This is a genomic window from Streptomyces noursei ATCC 11455 (assembly GCF_001704275.1).
Lineage (GTDB): Bacteria > Actinomycetota > Actinomycetes > Streptomycetales > Streptomycetaceae > Streptomyces > Streptomyces noursei.
The window spans coordinates 6,283,237-6,304,091 of sequence record NZ_CP011533.1; the positions used below are offsets into that span (position 1 = coordinate 6,283,237).

Genomic DNA, 20,855 nt, shown 5'->3' on the forward strand with positions numbered 1-20,855 from the left:
TGGTGGCGGACGAAAACGTCCGCCTAAACGTCCGCCTCCGCGGCGCCGACGACGCCCGAACTCGCAGTGGACTAGAGGCTCACGGCTTCATCGGCCAGGCATCGAGGAGGCAGGGCGTGAGCAGGTACACCCCCACACGCGTTGAGCAGAAGGTGAGTCTGCAACGGGAGCACAGCGACGGAGGAGTCGCCGGCCGTGAAGCGTCCGGTGAGCGCCCCGTGGTCATGCCGAAGTGGGTCTTCATCGGGGCTCGCGTGCTGGACACGGCCAAGGAGTGCGAGGCAGTCGTCCATGGGGTCGGACAGCCGTACGCGCTCCATGACGAGCAGCCGTCCTGCGTGTGGCTGCGCCCGCCGGGCGGTGGGTTGGAGTGGTGCGCGGAGGTCAGTGCCCTGGAACCGCTCCAGGAGCAGCGGCAGCCGTGATGAGGCGGTCCTGCTCTCCGATCTCCGCCTACCGTCACACCCGAACAGGAGGGGCCGTGCCACGTCGTTCCAGAGAAGAGCTGACCAAAGCTCGCAGCAAGTTCATTGCCAATCGAGAAAACGTGATCGCCCGGTACAACGAGGGCGAGTCCGCTGCCTCTCTCGCCCGCTCGTACGACTACGTGGGGGACGGCTGGGTGGCCAGGCAGTTGGACGCTTGGGGCGTGCCTCGCCGGGACCGGTCCGCAGCCGCAGTCGCCCGCGGGCCCGGTGTCCCGCCGATGCCGCGCTGACGGCGCATCACACCGAGCCAGAACGACCGGCATACCGGCCGTGCGCAACCTCCCCATCCCGTCGTGAAGGCTGTCAAAGCCCACGCTCGCCGGATCGGGTTCACTGGCCAGGAAGCCGCCCTGCGCAAGGCGCTCATGCATGAGGCTGAAGGCGACGATCGCGGACAGTTCCGCCGGGACACAACTCAGTGAATCGGGCGTCCTCTCCAACACGTTCCGCCCCTCGGCGGGCTCACGCTCTGACGCACAACACGAGCATACGAAAAGGAGATACATGCACACCATCGAGTACGAAGCGAAAGCGCTGGGGATCGATCCGGATGCCATGGCCGAGCGCATCAAGGCGGCCGGGGGAAGCTTCCAGGGCGAGCGTCTTATGCGCCGCTACGTGTACGACACTGTCCCCCCGGTGAACGGGCGCTGGGTGCGGCTGCGGGACTCCGGCGGCGCGGTGACCCTGTGCGTGAAGACGATCAGCTCGGACGAGATCGACGGCACCCGGGAGACCGAAACGACGGTCGGCTCGTTCGAGGACGCGCACGCGCTGCTCGGGCTCATGGGGCTCACGCACCGCGGCTATCAGGAGAACCGGCGCTCGTCCTGGCTGCTGGACGGGGTGCGGCTGGAGATCGACGCATGGCCGCGCATCCCGCCTTACCTGGAGATCGAGGGCGACACCGAAGAACAGGTGTGGGCGACCGCCGAACGCCTTTCCCTCTCCCGATCCAACCTGACCAGCGAGAACACGACGAAGGTGTTCGCGCGGTACGGGATCGATCTCGATTCGATCAGCGAACTTCGCTTCGCCTAGACCTCTCCACTGCGCGCCGGCGGGGTCACCAGGTCCCGCCGGCCAGGAGGCGACTATGACCGACATCGACACGAACCACCTACCGGTCACGGTGGTGCCGGACCGGACCCTGCGCGTCAAGATCATTGATGCCTGCGGACTCGCCTGCACCTTCTGTCACAACGAAGGCACCCCGGTCACGACCGACAACCTCGGCCGCGAGGCCGGGCAGTTCACGGGCGCGCCCGGTCGTTCCGGTCGGGTCTCGATCTACCTCGCAACGAACGGTGCAAGCTTCCTGCCGGAGCGGATCAAGGCTGATTCGGACTTTGCCCTGGCCCTGGCGGCAGTGCGCGGCAGCCTCCCGACAACCGAGGTTCATTTCACGGGCGGGGAGCCCACTCTGCACCCGGAGTTGCCGGCGCTCGTCCGTATCGCGCGTCGGCTCGGCCTGACGGTTGGGCTTACCAGCAACGGTGAGAACGGAGCGGCCGTTCTGCCAGAGTGTGCAGCGGCCGGGCTCGACCGGATCAACCTGTCCGTATTCGGTACGACGCCCGAGGAACTTGCCGCCGTCCAGGCGCCGCGCCTCGCTTCACCGAAGCTGGCGGCGCGGAAGCTGGACGCTCTCGCCGCCACGATCGACACCGCCTCCCGGCACGGGGTGAAGGTATCGGCGAACATCGTGATCCCGGACCATGACCACGTGGCACGGGTGCTCCGCATCATCGAGGAACACGGACGGGTCGTCACCGTACGGATGCTCGTCAACCTGGAGGACGACGGGGCGTCCCTCGCCGCCATGCAAGAGGTAGTGGACAACCTTGGGGCGGTTCCGGTCCGCCGCATTGTCACCGCCGGCGCGTCCGACCAGCGCACCCGCTACCGGCTCCCCGACGGCCGGACGCTGTACGCGAAGAGCATCCGTCCCGTTCGGCTGCCGGACACCTGCGCAGGGTGCCGGTTCAACAACGACCGGGACTGCCAGGAGGGGTACTACGGCGTGCGCATGTACCGGGCGGAGAACGGCCCCTTCATGGTCGGCGTGTGCATCCAACGCATGGACCTGTGCCTGACGTTGGGCGAGTTCGTGATGAGCCAGCGCTGTGCCGAAGTCCGGGACTTCCGGGAGGAGGAAATGGCGCGGCTCACGGCTCTCCACAAGCCGGCCGCGGTGGCACGCTGACGGCGATGCATGCCCGGGAGGATCGGACGGACCCCCGCAACCCGAGGACGCGTAAGGCGCGGCTGATGTTCCTGAGTGAGGTGAACGCTCCGGTCCGGCGCGGGGCATGGGCCAAGACCTGGGCGCGGATCGTGCGGCGGGCGAACAAACTGCTGGAGGAGTGGGGTCGCCACTCCGCGTCCCCGAGGGCACCACGCTGCACGACCTACGGCACTTCTTCGCTTCCGTGCTGATCAAGCACGGGGCTACAGTGAAGAAGGTTCAGCGGCTCCTCGGCCATGCGGAGCCCTCGATCACGTGGGACCTCTACGTGCATCTGTGGGAGGACGACGAGGACGACACCGCGGACATCATCGACGCGGTTCTGGTGTGATGTGCCCCCAGAGTGCCCTAGCGGCCCGTCAGTTCGACGTCTGTGCAGGTCAACCAAACGAGGGCGGCACCTGTGCGGAGGTGCCGCCCTCGGTTTTGTGGTGGGCGTGGGGGTACGGGGGCTGCCTAGCATGGGCGGATGGACATCTCGCGACTTCCCACCGAGGCACGGCAGCGGCGGCGTGCCGAGATCAGGGCGTTCCTGCGGTCGCGGCGGGCGCGGGTGACGCCCGCCGAGGTGGGGATGCCGGCCGGTGGCGGGCGTCGTACCAGCGGGCTGCGGCGGGAGGAGGTCGCGGTGCTCGCCGGGGTCGGGGTCTCCTGGTACACGTGGCTGGAGCAGGGGCGCGAGATCAACGTCTCGGGCGAGGTGCTGGACGCCATCGCGCGGGTGCTGCGGTTGGACCCGTCCGAGCGCGCGCATCTGTACCTGCTGGCCGGGCTCAACCCGCCGCCGGTGGACGTCGGGACGGACACCGGGCCGGCGGTGGTGCCGGACGCGCTGCGGCGGGTGGTGGACGGGTGGCTGCCGCGGCCGGCGTATCTGATCGACCGGCACTGGAACTTCGTGGCGGTCAACGACGCCGCGCGTGCCGTGTTCGGGTACGGCGTGAGGGATCACAACTGCCTGGTCAGTTTCTTCACGAGTGCGGCGACGCGGTCGTCGTTGTGCCACTGGCAGGACGCGGCGCGCGCCATCGTCGGGCAGTTCCGGGCGGATGCCGCGCGGTACCCCGACGACCCGTGGTTCGGTCGGCTCGCCGCCGACATGTGCGCCGCCAGCCCGGCCTTCGCCGACCTGTGGGCGGAGCACCAAGTGGGCAGTGCCGCCCAGGGGTTGAAGGCGCTGCGGCACGACGCGGTGGGGGAGTTGGTGTTCGAGTACACGACGTTGCCGCTGCCGGATCTGCCGGGGCACCGGCTGATGCTCTACACGCCCGCGCCGGGCGGGGACACGGGCGCGCGGCTGGCCCGGCTGTTGGAGACGGGCGGGGCGGTCGGCGCGGAGGCCGGGGCGCGGTCGTAGCGGGCCGCGGCGGGGAGCCGGCGTGCCGGCCGGTCCCGCGAAGGTGGTGGTGGCAGACCCAGGTGTGACCGGCACTGCGCGCGGGGCGCGTACCGGCCGACGATCGTCCGTATGGAGCGATTCACCAACAAGACCGTCCTGATCACGGGCGGTGCCACCGGCATCGGCCTGGCCACCGCCCGCCGCCTGCTGGAGGAGGGCGCGTACGTCGTCCTGGCCGGCCGCCGGCCGGAGCGGCTGGACGCGGCGGCGCGCGCCCTCGACGCCGACGGCGGCCGGGTGGCGGCGGTCCCCGCCGACGTCGCCGAACCCGCCGACCTGGACCGGCTGATGCGGCGTATCGAGACCTGGCGCGGCGGGCTGAACGCGGTCTTCGCCAATGCCGGCGTCGGCGTCTTCGGGCCGAGCGGGCAGCTGGGCGCGGACGACCTAGACCGGATGTTCGACGTCAACGTGAAGGGGGTCTTCCGGACCGTTCAGAAGGCGTTGCCGCTGATGGGGGACGGCGGCGCGGTCGTGCTCAACGCCTCCTGGACCCTGCACCGCGGGCTGCCGGTCGCCGCGGCCTACGCCGCGAGCAAGGCGGCGGTGCACAACCTGGCCCGCACCTTCGCCGCGGAACTCGCCCCGGCCGGCATCCGCGTCAACTCCGTCAGCCCCGGTTACATCGACACCGAGATGTACCGCGCCGCCAACCCCGGGCCGGACGCCGAGGCCCGGGACGCCGCGCAGGTGCCGCTGGGCGCTCTGGGCCACCCCGACGAGGTCGCCGCGGCGGTGGCCTTCCTGGCGTCCGACGACGCCGCGTACATCACCGGGCAGGACCTCGTCGTCGACGGTGGGCTGGTCGCGGCGGTGCCGACGGGGGCGGAGAAGTGACGGGGCGTGGGATACGGCGGACGAGCGGGCAGGGCGGACGGGGTGGACCAGGCGGACGGGGTTCGCGTCCGGCGGTCACGGTGGTGGCGGTGCTGCTGACGCTGGTGATCCTGCCGACCTCGGTCACCGGGTCCGGGGTGGCGCTGCCGCACATCGGCCGGGACACCGGAGCGCCGCTGGACACCCTCCAGTGGGTGGTGCACGCCTACAACCTCGCCTTCGCCTGCGCCATGCTCGCCTGCGGCTCGCTGGCCGATCTCCTGGGCCGGCGCCGGCTGTTCGCGGCCGGGGCGGCGCTGTTCGCGGGCGCCTCGCTGGCGAGCGCCGCCGGGGTGGGCGTGCTGCTGCTCGACGTACTGCGGGCGCTGGCCGGCGTCGGCGCCGCCGCCCTGCTGACCAGTGGCAGCTCGATCCTGGCCACCGCCTTCGAGGGCGCCGCCCGCACCCGGGTGTTCGCCGCGGTCGGCATCGCCACCGGCGGTGGCCTCGCGCTGGGCGCCACGGTCGCCGGCACCCTCGCCGACACGGTGGGGTGGCGCTGGTTCTTCGCCGCCCACGGCGTGTTGATGGTGGTCGTGCTGTGCGCGGTGCCCGGCATGCCGGAGTCGCGCCGGGCGAACGCGAGCGGTCTCGACGTGCCGGGCACCGCGGCCTTCGTCGGTGGCCTGTTCCTGTTGATGCTGGGCATGGTGGAGGGGCCGCAGTGGGGGTGGGGCAGCCCGCGGGTGCTGGGCATGCTGGCCGGAGCGGTGCTGCTGGCGGTGGTGTTCGTCCGGGTGGAACGGCGCAGCCGGCACCCGATGCTCGACCTGGGGCTGCTGCGCAACCGCCGCTTCCTGGCGTTGTGCCTGATCCCGGTGGCGGTCTCCTGCTCGTTCGTGATCCTGCTGCCGCTGCTGCCCAACTACCTGACGGTCGTGGACGGGATGACCAGCCGGGCCGCGGGCGGGGTGCTGCTGCTGATGACCGCGCCCGTGCTGCTCGCCCCGCCGCTGGCCGGCCGGCTGATCGCCCGGGGGTTGTCGCAGCGCGCCGTGTTCACGCTCAGCCTGGCCTGTCTGACGCTGGGCGTCGCCGGGCTCGCCGTCGTCCTGCGCCCGGGGGCCGGGGTGGGTGCGCTGGCCGCGCCGCTGCTCGTCCTCGGGGTGGGCCTGGGGCTCAACTTCGGCCTGGTCGACGGGGCGGTGCTGACGGTCGTCGCACCGGACGCCACCGGCACCGCCGCCGGCCTGCTCAACACCCTCCGGCTGGGCAGCGAGGCGGTCGCCATCGCCGCCGCCGGCGCCGCGCTGACCGGCCTGACCCGGCTGCAACTGCATGACGGGCTGCCGCGCTTCCCCGCCTACCGGGAGGGCGCCGCGGCCCTCGCCAACAGCGTCAACGCCGGTGACCTGAGCGGCCCGGCCGCGGCGGTGCCGGCGGCCGTCCGGCCCGGCTTCACGGCGTTCGCCGCCCAGGGGTTCACCACCGCCTGGCAGTTCGTGCTCGGCGTCGCCGCGGTGCTGTGTGCGGTGTTGTGGCTGGTGATCCATCGGATGTTGGCACCGGTTGCGGCGGTGCCGTCCGGGCCGGTTCCGGCCGATGCCCGGACCGAGCCCGGGACCGAGCCCGGGGTTGCCTCCGCGGGCGGTCGTCCGGCGGGGAGGGCGGGGTAGCGTCCGGCCCCGTACGGCGGCGAGGGCGGCACCCGTGCACGGGTGCCGCCCTCGCTTTTCTCCGGACTCCCCCCTCGGGAGCTGCCGCCCTCCCAGTCGGCGTGGGAGGCGGCCTCCAACGGGGCGCCGCGCGGCCGGTTGTTTGCCCATCACCCCCCACGGGATCGAGCAATCCGTGCCGTGCACACCGTCGTTGAATTGCCTCCAGCATTCCGTCCCGGGGGTGCCCCGCGCGACCCTTTTCAACTCTGGCCAAAAGGGCATGGTGACCGCGCGTGAGGGCGTGCATACTCAGGCGTGCCGGGGGCCGACGGAGATAACCAAAGAGTGGGGGTTCGGTGTTACGCGTCCATTTCAGTGGACTCGATCTGGCCCGCGTGCGGATTGCCGCACGCCCCGATGCCTTGTGGGAGACGGTCTTAAGCTTTCACCGGCTTCGCGACAGGCGTGACGATTCCACGTTCGGCGGTTGGCGATCGGAAACCCGCGGAAGGTTGAATGGCGAAGCGCGTCTGCTGGCGCCGCTGGTGCCCAGTCGGGGCTATTTCCCTGATTTCCTGACGCCCGCCGAGGGCCTGCTCGGCATGGACGAGGCGCTCGCCGCGCTGCGCGAGACCCCGGCCGCGCGGCTGCACGCCGAACTCGCCCGGCTGGCGCCCGCCGCGGGCCGTCCGCTACCCGCGTGGATACGTGCCATGGCCGACGGCGAGACCCGCTCGCTGGGCCGGCTCGCCGGGATACTCCAGCGGTACCACGACGCGGCCGTCGCCCCGTACTGGCACCGCGTGCAGAGCCGCATAGAGGCCGACCGGGCGGCCCGCGGCCGGGCTCTGCTGGACGGCGGCGCGGACCGGCTGCTGACGTCGCTGCCGCCGATGATGCGCTGGCGCGCGCCGGTGCTGGAGGCCGAGTACCCGGTCGACCGGGACCTGTACCTCGGCGGTCGGGGGCTGCTCCTGCTGCCCTCGTACTTCTGCCGCCGCACCCCGGTCACGTTCTACGACCCGGACCTGACGCCCGTCCTGGTGTACCCGGTCGAGCACCCGGCCCCGCGCCTGACCCCGCAGGTCCCGGCCGCCCGCTCGCTGGGGCGCCTGGTGGGCCAGACCCGCTCGGCGATACTGCAGGGCATCGGCGTCGGCTGCACCACCAGCGAACTCGCCCGCCGGGTCGACGTCTCGCTGGCCTCCGCCAGCCAGCACGCCACCGTCCTGCGGGACGCCGGCCTGCTGTCCACCCTGCGCCAGGGCAACGCGGTGCTGCACACCCTGACGCCGCTGGGCGCCGCCCTGCTGCGCGGCGGCGCCCAACTGGACGGGACGACGGCGTCCTAGGATGCCGCCGGCGGGCGCGCCGGCTAGTACGGCCGGTCCCCGGCGATCGCCACCCGCTCCGCGACCCGCCGCCGCGCGCCGTAGTCGAACACCGCGTAGTGCTGGGTGGCGCGGTTGTCCCAGAACGCGACGTCCCCGGCCCGCCAGCGGAACCGCACCTGGAACTCCGGTACGTGCGCCTGCTGGAACAGCAGCCGTAGCAGCCGGTCGCTCTCCGCCTCCGGCAGTCCCACGATCCGGGTGGTGAAGGATGCGTTCACAAACAGCATCCGCCGCCCGGTCTCCGGGTGCCGGCGCACCACCGGATGCTCCACCGGCGGGAACTCCGCCTGGAATCGCGCGAGTTGAGCCGGTGGGTAGAAGCGGGAGAACCCCGGGAGATAGTCGTGGACCGCTCGCGCGTTATTCATCCGTGCCCGGATTTTCGGCGGCAAATTGTCATAGGCCGCTGCCATGTCGGCCCACAGGGTGTCCCCGCCCGACGGCGGGACCTCGCGGAGCTGCAACACCGCACCCATCGCCGGCCGCGCGCGGAAGGTTACGTCCGTGTGCCATACGTTCTCGAACGTCGGCACGCCTCCGGCCGCCTTGTCAAACCTCACCACCTCCTTCGAGTCGCCCCGGGCCAGCAGCGGGTTGGTCTCCAACTGCCCCCAATTGGCGGCGAATTGACGTTGTGCGGCGGAGGTCAGGTGCTGTCCGCGGAAGAACAGCACCTTCCACTCCAGCAGCGCCCGGTTCAGCTCCGCGCGCAGCGCCGTGGACAGCGGACGCGACAGATCCAGCCCCCGGATCTCGGCCCCGATGGTGGCGGCCTGCGGGACGACCTCGAACAGCTCGTAGGGCCGGTCCCGCCAGCCGTCCGGGGTGCGGCGCAGGATCCGCCGGCCCTCGTGGAGCCCGTCGGCGGGGATGCGGTGGGGGCGCAGTGCGGGCGTGGGGGCGGAAGGGGCGTCGGTGCGGGTGGTCAACGTGGCCTCCTTGAAGGGCGTCGGGGAGGCGCGCGGCTGCGCGCCGGCCGTGGACGGGAGGGGAGCGGCGATGCCCGGGACGGCGCCGGGGCGCGGGTCCTTCAGGACACGCCGGGACAGTCGGCCGGGGGCGAACCCACCCGGCCGCGGCGGCGCAGGAAGCTCAGGCCGCGGGGTGCGCACGCGCCGTGAGGGCCGCGATCGCGCGGCGCCGCCTCACGGAAGACCGGGTACGTGCACATGGCACGCACCGTAGCGCATCCCCGGCCCGCTGCCCATGGTGCGCGGACCGGCGGCCGTGCTCAGTCGTCGATGCCGCTGCGCTCCACGCCGGCCACGATGTACCGCTGGAGCAGCAGGAAGACCACCACCAGCGGGACGATCGAGACGCCCGCGGCGACGAACAGCTCATGCAGGTTGAGGTTCTGTGCGGTGGTGAACGTGGACAGCGCCACCTGCACCGTCCACGCCGACTGGTCCTGGCCGATCACCAGCGGCCACAGGAAGGAGTTCCACGCGCCGATGAAGACGATGGTGCCGACCGCCGCGAACACCGGCCGCGCGTTGGGCACCACGATCCGCCAGTACGTCCGCCAGTACCCCAGGCCGTCCACCCGCGCCGCGTCCTCCAACTCCTTGGGGAAGCCGAGGAAGTACTGCCGGAAGACAAAACAGGCGAAGGCGCTGAAGAGCGTCGGGATCACCAGGCCGCGGAGGGTCGAGATCCAGCCGAGTGTGGACACCAGGACGAAGCTGGGGACGAAGGTCACGGCCGCCGGGACCATCAGCGTGCCCAGGATCGCGTAGAAGACCACCGAGGCGTGACGGTAGGGGATGCGCGCCAGGCCGTAGCCGGCCATCGAGGCCAGCACCACCGTGCCCACGGTCGTCGAGACGGCGATCAGCGTCGAGTTGAGCAGCGCCCGGCCCAGCGGCAGGTCAGGGTCCGAGAACACCTCGGTCAGGTTCGACCAGTGCAGTTCGCGCGGGAAAAAGGCCCAGGTGGGCGCCGTGATGTCGGCCTCGCCCGCCAGTCCGTTGCGGACCAGCAGATAGAACGGGACGAGGAACAGCAGCGCCAGCGCGACCAACAGCACCACCCGCAGCGCCCGGCCGGCCCGGGTCAGGGCATCGTGCATCTCCGCTCAGTCCTCCTTGCGGCCGAGGCCGAACCAGCGGGCCTGGACCACCGTCGCCACCGCGATGATCAGGGCCAGGATCACCGCGCCCGCGCTGCCCAGCCCGAGGTTCTGGTCCCGCCCGAGCGCGGTGTAGTACAGGTACACCAGCGGCGGCCGGGCGTACGGCGGATAGCCGCGGGCGTCGCTCAGCAGGTTGTAGAACTCGTCGAACGCCTGGAAGGCGTTGATCACCAGGAGCAGCAGCACCGCCACCGACGTGGCCCGCAGCTGGGGGAAGGTGATGTGCCGGAAGACCTGCCAGCCCGGCCGGGCCCCGTCCATCGCCGCCGCCTCGTACAACTGCGGGGAGATCCGCTGGAGACCGGCCAGGAAGAGGATCATGTAGAAGCCGGCCTGCAGCCAGAGTCGCACGGTCACGATGACCAGCCAGTACCACGGCGGGCTGGTCGTGGACAGCCACGCCGTCTGGTCCAGCCCGAACCAGCCGAGCACGGTGTTCGCCAGCCCGAACCGCACCCCGTTGAAAAGCGACAGTTTCCAGATCAACGACGCCACGACATAGGAGCACGCGGTCGGCAGAAAGAAGACCGACCGGAAGAACGCCTGGGCGAAGCGGAGTCGGTTCACCATCAATGCCAGCGACAGTGACAGGGCGAAAGTGGCGGGCACGATGAATGCCGTGAAGAGGAGAAAGGTGCCCAGGCTTCCGAGGAATGCGTCGTCGCCCAGCATCGCGGTGTAGTTTCCCAGCCCGACGAATTCCGTCGGATTCACCGTGTTGTGCGCGTTGAAGAAACTGAGGTACACGCTCCACAGCAGCGGGACGTAGGTGAACAGCCCGAGCCCGACCGCGAACGGCCCGACGAAGACCCAGAACCACAGATTCCGCCGCTGTGGGCCCAGCAACCGGGCCGTGCGCGCGCTCACTTCTTCTTGACCCGCTGGAGCTCGGCGTCGACCTTCCGCAGCACCGCCCTCAGCTCGGTCTCCGGATTCGCCCCGTCCTTGATGATCCGGCTCAGCGCGTCCTGATAGGCGTTGCGGTCCGCGCTGGTCCACAACAGCGGCTCGGCGTATCCGTGTTCGGTGGCGAACCGCACGGCGTCCGCGGCCGGCCCCTGCCGGAGTTGCCTGGCCTTCTTCGCCAGCGAAATCCGGGCCGGGATGTGGAATCCGTACGACAGTGCGAAGTCCTGCTGGAAATCGGTCCGGTCGATCCACAGCCACTTGACGAATTCCTTCGCCGCCGCGGTCTGTTTGCTGCGCCCGCTCACCGCGGCGGCGTACGCCCCCACCGGCACCGTCGGCTTCCCGCCCGCCCCGTCCTTCGGGAACGGCAGCACCCCGAAGTCGTCCCCCAGCGCCTTCGCGATCTGCGGCAGCGCCCACAGCCCCGACCACTGCATCGCGGTCAGCCCCTGGACGAAGGCCGCCGGGTCGGACCAGTCCGTGGGCGCCCCCAGCAGCAGCGACTTGTCGACGTACAGCTGGCGGATCTTCGCCAGCACCCGGGCGGCGGCCGGGTCGTCGAAACCGGCCTTGCCGTCCTCGGTGATCAGGCTCAGCCCGGCGGCGAACAGCGGCGTCCCGCCGAGCACCCCGACCCCGCCGTCGTTGCCGAGGAAGAGCCCCTTGACCTTGCCGGTGGTGAGCTTCTTCGCGGCGTCCACCAACGCGTCGACGCTCTGCGGCGGTTGCACCCCGGCGTCCTTCAGCAGGCTCTTGCGGTAGTAGAGCAGCTGGGTGTCGACGGCCTGCGGGATGCCCCAGATCTTGTCCTGCCAGATCTTCGGCGCCAGCACCGCCTGGTTGAAGTCGTCCTTGACCGGCGCGACGAGGTCGGTCAGATCGGCCACCTGACCGCTCTGGATCTGATCCAGCAGCGGCCCGTTGACCTCGAAGACGTCCGGCCCGGAGTCGGTCAGCAGCGCCGCCGCGGTCTGCCGGTCGTAGTCGCCCGGCCGCCACTGGACGGTGACGTCCGCCTTCTTGTACGCGGCGGCGTAGCGCTTCACCGCCTGCTGGGTGCCCGGTTCGCCGTACTGGTGGTACCACTGCGCCAGCGCCGGGCCCGAACCGCTGCCGCCCCGGCCGGTGTTGGAACCACACGCCGTCGCCAGCGTCAGCCCGCCCATGGCGGCGAGAAGCCGTCTTCTACCGATCACCGTCATGACGCGTACTCTGCCGCAACTGGCGGGGCCGCGCACCACGTTGTCGGCTTTCCCGCCGTGGTGGGTTCTCCGCCTTCGGCGGAGGAGGTGTGGGGGCGGGGGCCGGCTGTTGGTGGTCGGTGCCGGGCGCGGGGCCTCCGGGGTGGGTGTTCGGACTGCTGCGCTTCACGTCCGAACACCCACCCCTCCGGCCCCGCACCCTCCCGTCGTCACGGCGGCTCCCGTCCCGGTGGGGGCTGATGGGGCCGGTGGGGGCGCGGAAATACGTTCGTCCGCGGGTGGTGGGGCCTGCCACCCTGGTGAGGTGGAGCGACGGGCAGGGGACTACGTGGTGGACGGCGCCGGGGCGGCCGAGGTGTTGCTGATCGGGGGGCGGGCCGGGGTCGGCAAGACGACGGTCGGGTGGGAGGTCTCCGCCCTGCTGCGGGCCGCGGAGGTCGGGCACGCGGTCATGGACGGGGACTTCATGGGGCAGGTGCATCCGGCTCCGGAGGGCGATCCGACGCGGGCCGGCATCGTCACCCGGAACCTGGCCGCGGTGTGGGCCAACTACGCCCGGATCGGCTGCCGTCGGCTGGTGTACACCAACACCGCCAGCGTGCTGCCGGAGAGCGCCGGGATCTTCGAAACGGCCCTGGGGCCCGGCGTGCGGCTCGTCCGGGTGCTGCTCACCGCCACCGACGCCACCGCCACCGAGCGGCTCACCGGCCGGGAGCGCGGCTCCGAACTGGCCCAGGAGCTGGCGAGCAGCGCCCGCAAGGCCCGGATGCTGGACAGCCGCGTGGGGGCCGACACGCTACGGGTGGCGACCGATGGTCGTTCCGTACCGGACATCGCCGCCGAAGTAGTCGCCAAGACGGGCTGGGTGCCAGGAGCCTGACGGCCCCAAGAGCCCCGTGCTCTTGCTTGTACCTCTCCCCACCGGGGCGGGGAGTCGCGACGACGGCGGGAGGGTGTGGGGCCGGAGGGGTGGGTGGTTCGGACGTAAAGCGCAGCAGTCCGAACCACCCACCCCGGAGGCCCCACACCCGGCACCCACCGAACAGCAGGCGCCCGCCCCACGAACCCCCGCCGAAGGCGGAAGACACACCACGGCGGGAAAGCCGACGACGTGGGAGAACCTACGGCGCCAGCCGGAACCGCAGCCGGCAGATCACCGCATCCGTATCGCGCCGCACCGCGTGCGCCACCACCGCGCCGCGCTGGTTCTGGAGCACCCGCTGCCACAGGTGGGCGGGCTCGGCCTCGGGGATCAGCACGGTGACCCGGGCATCCGGGCGACGGTCCGTCAGATCCCGGACGTAGGAGGCGATCGGGCGGCCCAGCGAACGGGTGGGGGAGGGCAGTTCCAGCAGGTCCACGCCCGGGTTCCACAGTTCCCAGTCGCGGCGCAGCGCCTCGACGCCCGGCCGCTCCTCGGCGCCGTAGGTGACGGTCACGGCGATCACCTCGTCGCCCATCGACACCGCCGCGTTGAGCGCCTCGCCGGTCAGCCGGGACAGGTGCGAGACCGGGACGACGACGAGCGAGCGGGCGCGCCGCGGCGGCTCGGGCACCCGGCCCAGGCCGAGCCGGTCGCCGATCCGCCCGTACGCCCGGTGCACGGCCTCGAAGGAGAGGACCAGCAGCGGCAGCGCGATGACGATCAGCCAGGCGCCCTCGGTGAACTTGGTGGCGGTGACGACCACCGCGGCGGCGGCGGTGAGCACCGCGCCGAAGCCGTTGAGCAGCGCCTTGCCGAGCCAGCCGGCGGACCGCTCCCGGTGCCAGTGGCGGACCATCCCGGCCTGGCAGAGCGTGAAGCCGACGAAGACGCCGATGGCGAACAGCGGCACCAGGGTGTTGACGTCACCGCCGGAGAAGACCAGCAGCGCGGCGGCGACCGCGGCCAGCGCCAGCACGCCGTGGCGGTGCACCTGGCGGTCGGCCTTCAGGCCGAAGACGTGCGGCAGGTAGTTGTCGCGGGCCAGCAGGCCCATCAGCACCGGCAGCCCGCCGAAGGAGGTGTTGGCGGCCAGCGCGAGCAGCACCATGGTGGCGAACTGGACGATGTAGAAGGCCCAGTTGTGGCCGAACGAGGCGTCCGCCAGCTGGGCGAGGACGGTGACGCCCTCGACCGGCTGGAGGTGGAAGCGGCCGATGAGCAGCGACAGGCCGATCAGCATGACGCCGAGCAGGGCGCCGAGCGCGACCTCGGTGCGCTGGGCGCGCCGGGTGGCGGGGGCGCGGAAGGACGGGACGGCGTTGGCGACCGCCTCCACGCCGGTCAGCGCCGAGCAGCCGGACGCGAACGCCTTCAGGAGCAGCAGCACGCCGACGGAGGTGGCGTTCTGGGCGAGGACGGAGGCGTGCCCGGTGGCGGTGGCGGTGGTCGCCGGTGCGTCGCGGAACAGCCCGACCACGATCATCGCCATGATCGAGGCGACGAAGACGGCGGTGGGCAGCAGGAACGCCCGCGCCGAGTCGGCGATCCCGCGCAGGTTGATCGCGGTCACCACGACCAGCACGGCCAGGCAGATCCACACCCGGTCGCCGTAGAGGCCGGGGAAGGCGGAGGTCAGGGCGGCGACCCCGGCGGTCACGGACACCGCGACGTTGAGGATGTAGTCCAGGACAAGGGAGGCCGCGGCGATCAGGGCCGAGCGGCGCCCGAGGTGGGTCTTGGCCACCGCGTAGGAGCCGCCGCCGTTGGGGAAGGCGACGATGACCTGGCGGTAGGACGCCACCAGGACGGCCAGCAGCGCGGCGATGGCGAGCGTGACGGGGAGGGTGAACCCCAGGCCGTAGGCGCCGGCCGCGGCCAGCACCAGCACGATCGACTCCGGCCCGTACGCGACGGAGGCCATCGCGTCGAGGGAGAGGGCGGCCAGGCCCTGGAGGGCGGTCAGGCGGTGCCGGTCACCGGCGGGGTCGGGGCCGGCGGCCGGGCCCGGGGCGGCACCGGTGTCGGTGGCGGTCGCCGGGGGCGGCTGCTCGGGCCGGTTTGCGGGCTGCGACACCGTCGACATGGTTCGTCGTACCTCCGTGCGGCACTGGGCGGGACCAGCCCAGCGTGGGGGCCGTCGAGGCGGACGGCGAGCGGCCTTGGCGCGCCCTTGGCGGGCGACGGGGCGATCTTCACGCGATTTTGACGCCACACCCGGAATCACGCGCCCCATCAGGCCCGCAGGCGCGCCCCGGATGCCCCGGGCGCGCCCACGGGGCCGGGCTCACGCCCCCGGGGCGGTGAAGTCGTACCGCACCTTGGTGAGCTCCTCCGAGGCCGTCCACAGGCGCGCGGCGGTGTCGTCCTTCAGCGTCCAGGGGGCGCGGAAGGAGCGGGCCGGGGCGCCGCGGAGCCCGTTGCGCGGGCCGATGAAGGCGTCCGACCGCATGTGCGGGGCGGTGGCCGCGCACAGCGTGCCCAGCGCCCCGCCGTCCGCGGGCTGGGCGATCAGGCGGTTGCCCAGCTCCACCAGGCGCTCGGCGGCCCGGCGGCCCTCCATCCGGACCCCGGCCGTCTGGAGGTTGGTGTGCGCGTAGCCGGGGTGCGCGGCGGCGGCGACGATCCGCGAGCCGGCCGCGGCCAGCCGTCGGGTCAGCTCGTGGGTGAAGAGCAGATTGGCGCTCTTGGAGCGGCCGTAGGCGATCCAGCGGTGGTAGGACCGGGTGCTGTTGAGGTCGTCGAGGTCCACGTTGGCCAGGGCGTGCAGCATGCTGGAGACCGTCACGATCCGCGCGCCGGGCGTCGCCAGGAGCTTGGGCAGCAGCATCCCGGTGAGCGCGAAGTGCCCCAGGTGGTTGGTGCCGAACTGCATCTCGAAGCCGTCCGCGGTGGTGCGCTGCGGCAGCGCCATCACGCCCGCGTTGTTGATCAGCAGGTCGAGCCGGTCGCCGCAGAAGTCGTCCAGGTCGTCGGCGAACTGCCGCACCGACGCCAGGTCGGCCAGGTCCAGCGGTCGGAACTCCGCCTCGGCGGCCGGGACTTCGGACCGCAGCCGAGCCAGCGCGGCCCCGCCCCGCTCGGCGCTGCGGCAGGCCAGCACCACGCGGGCGCCGCGCCGGGCCAGTTCACGGGCGGTGACGTAGCCGAGGCCGCTGTTGGCGCCGGTGACGACGACCGCGCGGCCGGTCTGGTCGGGGATGTGGCTGGTGTTCCACCGGGTCACGCCGTACTCCTCGGTAGGGGAGATCCAGCGTACGCCCGCCTCACGCCGCCCGCTTGCGCACCCGGTAGGCCGGGACGGACACCGACGGATCGTCCAGGCAGCCCCCGGTCTCCAGGTCGAACCGCTGCTTGAGCAGCGGCGACGCCACGAACGGGCGGCCGTCGGCGGTGCCGGTCAGCCCCCGGGCGAGGACCGGGGCGCCGGTGAACGGGTCGCGGTTGTCGATGCCGTACAGCCGGTCCTCCCGGTCCCGGAACAGCGCCACCTGGCGGCCGTCCGGCAGCAGGGCGGCGACCCCGCGGCCGGGGGCCAGCCGGTGCAGGTCGCAGACAGTGAACCAGCCCTCCGCCAGCCGGAGCTGGACCTGGAGGTCGGTGGTCTCGGGTGCCGTGGTCATCGCGGGGTGCTTCCTTCCAGTGCGTCTTCCAGGGGACGGCGGCCGATGGCGAGCAGCGGCAGGTCGGGCTTCATCTGGTCGCGCTCGGGGACGAACGCGACGACCGGGTCGGGGGTGTCCGGGGCGTTCACGAAGGACACGAAGCGGGCGAGCTTCTCGGGGTCGTCGAGGGTCTCGGCCCACTCGTCCCGGTAGTGCGCGACGTGGGCCGCCATCAGCTCCTCCAGCTCCGCGCAGATGCCGAGCGCGTCGTGCACCACCACGTCCCGCACGTGGTCCAGGCCGCCCGGGATCCGCTCCAGCCAGGTCGAGGTGCGCTCCAGCCGGTCCGCGGTGCGGATGTAGAACATCAGGAAGCGGTCGATCAGGCGGATCAGCTCGGCGTCGGAGAGGTCCTGGGCGAGCAGGTCCGCGTGGCGCGGGGTCGCGCCGCCGTTGCCGCCGACGTAGAGGTTCCAGCCGTTGGACGTGGCGATGACGCCGAAGTCCTTGGACCGGGCCTCCGCGCACTCGCGGGCACAGCCGGAGACGGCGGACTTGAGCTTGTGCGGCGACCGCAGCCCCCGGTAGCGCAGCTCCAGGTCGATCGCCATGCGGACCGAGTCCTGGACGCCGTAGCGGCACCAGGTCCGGCCCACGCAGGACTTCACCGTGCGCAGCGACTTGCCGTACGCGTGCCCGGACTCGAAGCCGGCCGCCACCAACCGCGCCCAGATCACCGGGAGTTGCTCCACCCGGGCGCCGAACATGTCGATCCGCTGGCCGCCGGTGATCTTCGTGTAGAGGCCGAAGTCCCGGGCGATCTCGCCGATCACGATCAGCTTCTCGGGTGCGATCTCCCCGCCGGGGATGCGCGGCACGACCGAGTACGAGCCGTTCTTCTGGAGGTTGGCGAGGAAGTGGTCGTTGGTGTCCTGGAGGGCCGCCTGCTCGCCGTCCAGGACGTAGCCGCTCGCGCCGATCGTCGGGGCGAGGGAGGCGATGATCGAGCCGACGGCCGGCTTGCACACCTCGCAGCCGTCGCCGCCCCGGGCGCCCTCGCGGCCGTGGCCGTCCAGCAACTCCCGGTACGAGGTGACGCGCAGGGCGAGGACGATCTCGTACAGCTCCTCGCGGGTCTGCGCGAAGCAGCCGCACAGGCCCTTGTCGACCTCGACGCCGGACGCCTCCAGCTCGGCGGTGACCAGCTGGCCGAGCACCTTCACACAACTGCCGCAGCCGGTGCCGGCCTTGGTGCACTTCTTCACCTCGGGCACGGTGGTGCACCGGTGCTCGGTGACCGCGCCCCGGATGGTGCCCTTGCTGACGTTGTGGCAGGAGCAGACGATCGCGTCGTCCGGGAGGGCGGAGGGGCCGAGCTGGGCCCCCGGGTCCGCGCCGGCGGGCAGGACGAGGGACTCGGGGGAGACCGGGGGCACCGACCCCGTCAGCGCCCGCAGCGTGCCGTACGCCTCCGCGTCGCCGACCAGGATGCCGCCGAGCAGCGTGCCGTCGCGGCCGACGACCAGTTTCTTGTACAGGCCGGCGCGGGAGTCGGAGTAGACGACGTCCAGGCAGTCCTCGGTGGCGCCGTGCGCGTCGCCGAAGGACGCGACGTCGACGCCGAGCAGCTTCAGCTTGGTGGACAGGTCGGCGCCGGTGAAGGCCAACTGCTCCGTGCCGTCGGCGGCGAGGGCGGCCGCGGCGGTCCGCGCCTGCTCGTAGCCGGGGGCCACCAGGCCGTACACCCGGCCGTCCGCCGCCAGCGCGCACTCGCCGATCGCGAACACGTGCGGGTCGGTGACCGTGCGGCACTGCGCGTCGACGGTGATGCCGCCGCGCTCGCCGACCGCCAGGCCGCAGTCGCGGGCCAGCTGGTCGCGGGGGCGGACGCCGGCGCTGAACACCACCATGTCGGTGGCGAGTTCGGAGCCGTCGGAGAGCTTCATCCCGCTGACCGCGCCGTCCGCGCCGATCACGATCTCCTGCGTGCCCACGCCGGTGTGGACGGTCAGGCCCATCTCCTCGATGGTGCGCAGCAGCGCGGCGCCGCCGCCGTCGTCGACCTGCACGGGCATCAGCCGGGGCGCGAACTCCACGATGTGGGCGCGCAGCCCGAGGCCCTTCAGGGCGCCCGCGGCCTCCAGGCCGAGCAGGCCGCCGCCGACCACCGCACCCGTCGTCGCCCGCGACTTCGCGTACGCCTCGATCGCGAGCAGGTCCTCGATCGTGCGGTAGACGAAGCAGCCCTCGGCGTCCTTGTGGGGGACCGGCGGCACGAAGGGGTAGGAGCCGGTGGCGAGCACCAGGGCGTCGTACCCGAAGACCCGGCCGGACGCGGCGGTGACCGTCCGCGCCGCGCGGTCGACGGTCTCCGCCGCGTCGCCGACGTACAGCTCGATGCCGTGCTCGGCGAGGAACTCCCGGTCGGTCAGCGAGAGTTCCTCGGGCGTCCGGCCCGCGAAGTACGAGGTGAGCTGGACCCGGTCGTAGGCCGGGCGCGGCTCCTCGCACAGGACGACCACGCGGTGCGTGGCGGTCAGGCCGCGCTCGGCGAGCGCCTCCAGGAAACGCTGGCCGACCATGCCGTGGCCGACGAGCACGATCGTGGGGCGGGGCCGCTCCCCGACAGGTGCGGTCGTGGACATCAGGAGCCTCCGTCGTGGGTGAGCAGATGGAGCAGGGGGCCGTCGTCGGGGAGCGGCTCTGCTCCCTCCCAGGCGCGGGCGAGCGCGCCGACGGTGCCGAGTTCGCCGACGAGGACCCCGCCGACCAGGCGGTCGTCGCGGACGACGACCTTGCGGTAGGTGCCCCGGGTGGCGTCGGCGAGTTGCACGACGTCGTCGCCGGGGCGGGCCTCGGTCTCGCCGAACGCGGCGAGGTCGAAGGGGGACCCGGGGCCGGTGAGGGTCAGCCGGGTCAGGGAGCGGGTGCCGGTGTAGCGGGCGCCCTCGTCGCCCGCGAGGAACCCGGCGAGGGCGTCGGCCTGTTCGAGGGCCGGGGCGGCGAGGCCGTAGACGGTGCCGTCGTGCTGGGCGCAGTCGCCGATGGCGCGGATGCGCGGGTCCGAGGTGCGCAGCGCGTCGTCGACGAGGACGCCCCTGTCCACGGCGAGTCCCGCCTGTGCCGCCGGTCCCGTGCGCGGCCGCACGCCGCAGGCGAGCACCACGAGGTCGGCGTCCAGGGCGTACCCGTCGGCCAGTTCCACCGAGCGGACCGCGCCGCCGACCGCCCGCACGTCCCGCACCCGGCACTCGGTGTGCACCTCGACGCCGAGGTCCTCCAGGTGCCGCAGCACCAGCCGGGAGGCGTTCGGGTCGAGCTGGCGCTCCATGAGCCGCTCGGCCTGCTGGGCGAGCACCACCTGCGCGCCGCGCGCGGCGAGCGCACGGGCCGCGGAGACCCCGAGCAGCCCGCCGCCGATGACGACCGCCCGCACGCCCGGCCGCACCGCCCGGGACAGGCCCAGGCAGTCGTCCATCGTGCGGAACGCGTGCACGCCCTCGGGGAGCCGGCGGTCCGGCGTGAACAGGCCGCGCAGCGGCGGCAGCACCGGATTGGCGCCGGTCGCCAGCACCAGCGTGTCGTAGCCGAACTCCCGCCCGTCCGCGCACCGCACCCGCCGTGCGGCCCGGTCGATGTGCACCACCCGGGCGCCGCCGTGCCAGGCCACCCCGGCGGCCGGCGCCGGCAGCGCGATCACCGGCGTCGGATAGCGGCCGGCGAGGACCTCGGCGAGCAGCACCCGGTTGTACGGCGGGTGCGGCTCCTCGGCGAGGACGGTCACCCGGAGCGGACGCCGGGCCGGACGGCCGGGAGCCGGCGACGCCGCCCCGTCCGCCGCCGCGGCCAGTCGGTGGACGAGCCGTGCGGCGGCCATCCCGCCGCCGACCACCACGACCCGCGCCGCCGGGGGCGCCGGCGCGGGACCGGTGCGCGTGGTGTCCCGGGGCACGGTGCCCGGGAGCGGTATGCCCGTCAGCGTCATGTCCGACAGCCTGCGTCGCCGCTGTTACCCGCCCGCATCGCCCGCGTTTCCCCGGCGGAACGCGGCCCTCAGCGGCCCGCCGGCCGCACTGTGAGGGG

19 protein-coding genes are annotated in these 20,855 nt (G+C 72.6%); 10 read left to right on the forward strand and 9 right to left on the reverse strand.

Annotation, left to right across the window (positions count from 1 at the left end; genetic code table 11):
• Positions 1-116 precede the first annotated feature (116 nt).
• The 9 genes from SNOUR_RS26630 to SNOUR_RS26670 all read left to right on the forward strand — a co-directional run bounded on the left by SNOUR_RS26630 (position 117) and on the right by SNOUR_RS26670 (position 7,961).
• The gene (locus SNOUR_RS26630; protein WP_159425924.1) at positions 117-425 is read left to right on the forward strand and encodes a hypothetical protein; all 309 of its coding nucleotides are present in this window, start codon (positions 117-119) and stop codon (positions 423-425) included.
• A 56-nt stretch (positions 426-481) separates the two neighbouring features.
• Positions 482-718 (forward strand): hypothetical protein, encoded by a 237-nt coding sequence (locus SNOUR_RS46390; RefSeq protein WP_159425925.1) that lies wholly within the window; start codon positions 482-484, stop codon positions 716-718.
• Between the two features lie 274 nt (positions 719-992).
• Positions 993-1,529 carry a class IV adenylate cyclase gene (locus SNOUR_RS26635; protein WP_067351803.1) on the forward strand — a complete coding sequence of 179 codons (537 nt, stop codon included), beginning with the start codon at positions 993-995 and terminating at the stop codon, positions 1,527-1,529.
• Positions 1,530-1,584: 55 nt separating this feature from the next.
• Positions 1,585-2,694 carry a radical SAM protein gene (locus SNOUR_RS26640; protein ID WP_067351806.1) on the forward strand — a complete coding sequence of 370 codons (1,110 nt, stop codon included), beginning with the start codon at positions 1,585-1,587 and terminating at the stop codon, positions 2,692-2,694.
• Between the two features lie 160 nt (positions 2,695-2,854).
• A complete protein-coding gene (locus tag SNOUR_RS26645; protein WP_067351809.1) occupies positions 2,855-3,067 on the forward strand; it encodes a tyrosine-type recombinase/integrase in 213 nt (70 codons plus the stop codon).
• A 138-nt stretch (positions 3,068-3,205) separates the two neighbouring features.
• On the forward strand, positions 3,206-4,093 hold the full coding sequence (locus SNOUR_RS26650; RefSeq protein WP_067351811.1) for a helix-turn-helix transcriptional regulator: 888 nt from the start codon (positions 3,206-3,208) through the stop codon (positions 4,091-4,093).
• Positions 4,094-4,204: 111 nt separating this feature from the next.
• Positions 4,205-4,972 carry an SDR family NAD(P)-dependent oxidoreductase gene (locus SNOUR_RS26655; protein WP_067351813.1) on the forward strand — a complete coding sequence of 256 codons (768 nt, stop codon included), beginning with the start codon at positions 4,205-4,207 and terminating at the stop codon, positions 4,970-4,972.
• Positions 4,973-5,061: 89 nt separating this feature from the next.
• A complete protein-coding gene (locus SNOUR_RS26660; RefSeq protein ID WP_159425926.1) occupies positions 5,062-6,627 on the forward strand; it encodes an MFS transporter in 1,566 nt (521 codons plus the stop codon).
• 494 nt (positions 6,628-7,121) lie between these two features.
• Positions 7,122-7,961, forward strand: coding sequence for an ArsR/SmtB family transcription factor (locus SNOUR_RS26670; RefSeq protein WP_067351818.1), 840 nt, complete (start codon positions 7,122-7,124; stop codon positions 7,959-7,961).
• Between the two features lie 23 nt (positions 7,962-7,984).
• Here the strand turns inward: SNOUR_RS26670 and SNOUR_RS26675 are convergent, their stop codons facing one another.
• The 4 genes from SNOUR_RS26675 to SNOUR_RS26690 all read right to left on the reverse strand — a co-directional run bounded on the left by SNOUR_RS26675 (position 7,985) and on the right by SNOUR_RS26690 (position 12,245).
• A complete protein-coding gene (locus SNOUR_RS26675; RefSeq protein WP_067351820.1) occupies positions 7,985-8,932 on the reverse strand; it encodes a TauD/TfdA dioxygenase family protein in 948 nt (315 codons plus the stop codon).
• 302 nt (positions 8,933-9,234) lie between these two features.
• On the reverse strand, positions 9,235-10,071 hold the full coding sequence (locus tag SNOUR_RS26680) for a carbohydrate ABC transporter permease (protein WP_067351822.1): 837 nt from the start codon (positions 10,069-10,071) through the stop codon (positions 9,235-9,237).
• Positions 10,072-10,077: 6 nt separating this feature from the next.
• Positions 10,078-11,001: a carbohydrate ABC transporter permease gene (locus SNOUR_RS26685; protein WP_067351826.1), complete on the reverse strand. Its 924-nt coding sequence runs from the start codon at positions 10,999-11,001 to the stop codon at positions 10,078-10,080.
• Positions 10,998-12,245, reverse strand: coding sequence for an ABC transporter substrate-binding protein (locus SNOUR_RS26690; RefSeq protein ID WP_174717898.1), 1,248 nt, complete (start codon positions 12,243-12,245; stop codon positions 10,998-11,000). Before SNOUR_RS26690 ends, SNOUR_RS26685 begins: the two co-directional genes overlap by 4 nt.
• A gap of 304 nt (positions 12,246-12,549) precedes the next feature.
• Between SNOUR_RS26690 and SNOUR_RS26695 the strand changes: the two genes are divergently transcribed.
• Positions 12,550-13,125 carry a hypothetical protein gene (locus SNOUR_RS26695; protein WP_312633809.1) on the forward strand — a complete coding sequence of 192 codons (576 nt, stop codon included), beginning with the start codon at positions 12,550-12,552 and terminating at the stop codon, positions 13,123-13,125.
• Positions 13,126-13,366: 241 nt separating this feature from the next.
• Here SNOUR_RS26695 and SNOUR_RS26700 read toward each other — a convergent pair whose 3' ends face one another.
• The 5 genes from SNOUR_RS26700 to SNOUR_RS26720 form a co-directional block, all read right to left on the reverse strand.
• Positions 13,367-15,253: an APC family permease gene (locus SNOUR_RS26700; RefSeq protein WP_067351828.1), complete on the reverse strand. Its 1,887-nt coding sequence runs from the start codon at positions 15,251-15,253 to the stop codon at positions 13,367-13,369.
• A gap of 201 nt (positions 15,254-15,454) precedes the next feature.
• Complete coding sequence (locus SNOUR_RS26705) at positions 15,455-16,393, reverse strand: oxidoreductase (protein ID WP_067351830.1); 939 nt, start codon at positions 16,391-16,393, stop codon at positions 15,455-15,457.
• 40 nt (positions 16,394-16,433) lie between these two features.
• On the reverse strand, positions 16,434-16,790 hold the full coding sequence (gene nirD, locus SNOUR_RS26710) for a nitrite reductase small subunit NirD (protein WP_067351833.1): 357 nt from the start codon (positions 16,788-16,790) through the stop codon (positions 16,434-16,436).
• Positions 16,787-19,417, reverse strand: a complete 2,631-nt coding sequence (gene nirB / locus SNOUR_RS26715) for a nitrite reductase large subunit NirB (RefSeq protein WP_067351836.1) — start codon at positions 19,415-19,417, stop codon at positions 16,787-16,789. Before nirB ends, nirD begins: the two co-directional genes overlap by 4 nt.
• A complete protein-coding gene (locus tag SNOUR_RS26720; RefSeq protein WP_067358822.1) occupies positions 19,417-20,649 on the reverse strand; it encodes an NAD(P)/FAD-dependent oxidoreductase in 1,233 nt (410 codons plus the stop codon). The genes nirB and SNOUR_RS26720 overlap by 1 nt, the downstream gene beginning before the upstream one ends.
• Positions 20,650-20,855 lie beyond the last annotated feature (206 nt).

Excerpts from the sequence above, each read along its gene's own strand:
- SNOUR_RS26650 (WP_067351811.1), top strand. The coding sequence starts at position 3,206 with ATGGACATCTCGCGACTTCCCACCGAGGCACGGCAGCGGCGGCGTGCC.
- SNOUR_RS26680 (WP_067351822.1), bottom strand. The coding sequence starts at position 10,071 with ATGCACGATGCCCTGACCCGGGCCGGCCGGGCGCTGCGGGTGGTGCTG.
- SNOUR_RS26700 (WP_067351828.1), bottom strand. The coding sequence starts at position 15,253 with ATGTCGACGGTGTCGCAGCCCGCAAACCGGCCCGAGCAGCCGCCCCCG.
- SNOUR_RS26655 (WP_067351813.1), top strand. The coding sequence starts at position 4,205 with ATGGAGCGATTCACCAACAAGACCGTCCTGATCACGGGCGGTGCCACC.
- SNOUR_RS26635 (WP_067351803.1), top strand. The coding sequence starts at position 993 with ATGCACACCATCGAGTACGAAGCGAAAGCGCTGGGGATCGATCCGGAT.
- nirB (WP_067351836.1), bottom strand. The coding sequence starts at position 19,417 with ATGTCCACGACCGCACCTGTCGGGGAGCGGCCCCGCCCCACGATCGTG.
- SNOUR_RS26720 (WP_067358822.1), bottom strand. The coding sequence starts at position 20,649 with ATGGCCGCCGCACGGCTCGTCCACCGACTGGCCGCGGCGGCGGACGGG.
- SNOUR_RS26640 (WP_067351806.1), top strand. The coding sequence starts at position 1,585 with ATGACCGACATCGACACGAACCACCTACCGGTCACGGTGGTGCCGGAC.
- SNOUR_RS26690 (WP_174717898.1), bottom strand. The coding sequence starts at position 12,245 with ATGACGGTGATCGGTAGAAGACGGCTTCTCGCCGCCATGGGCGGGCTG.
- nirD (WP_067351833.1), bottom strand. The coding sequence starts at position 16,790 with ATGACCACGGCACCCGAGACCACCGACCTCCAGGTCCAGCTCCGGCTG.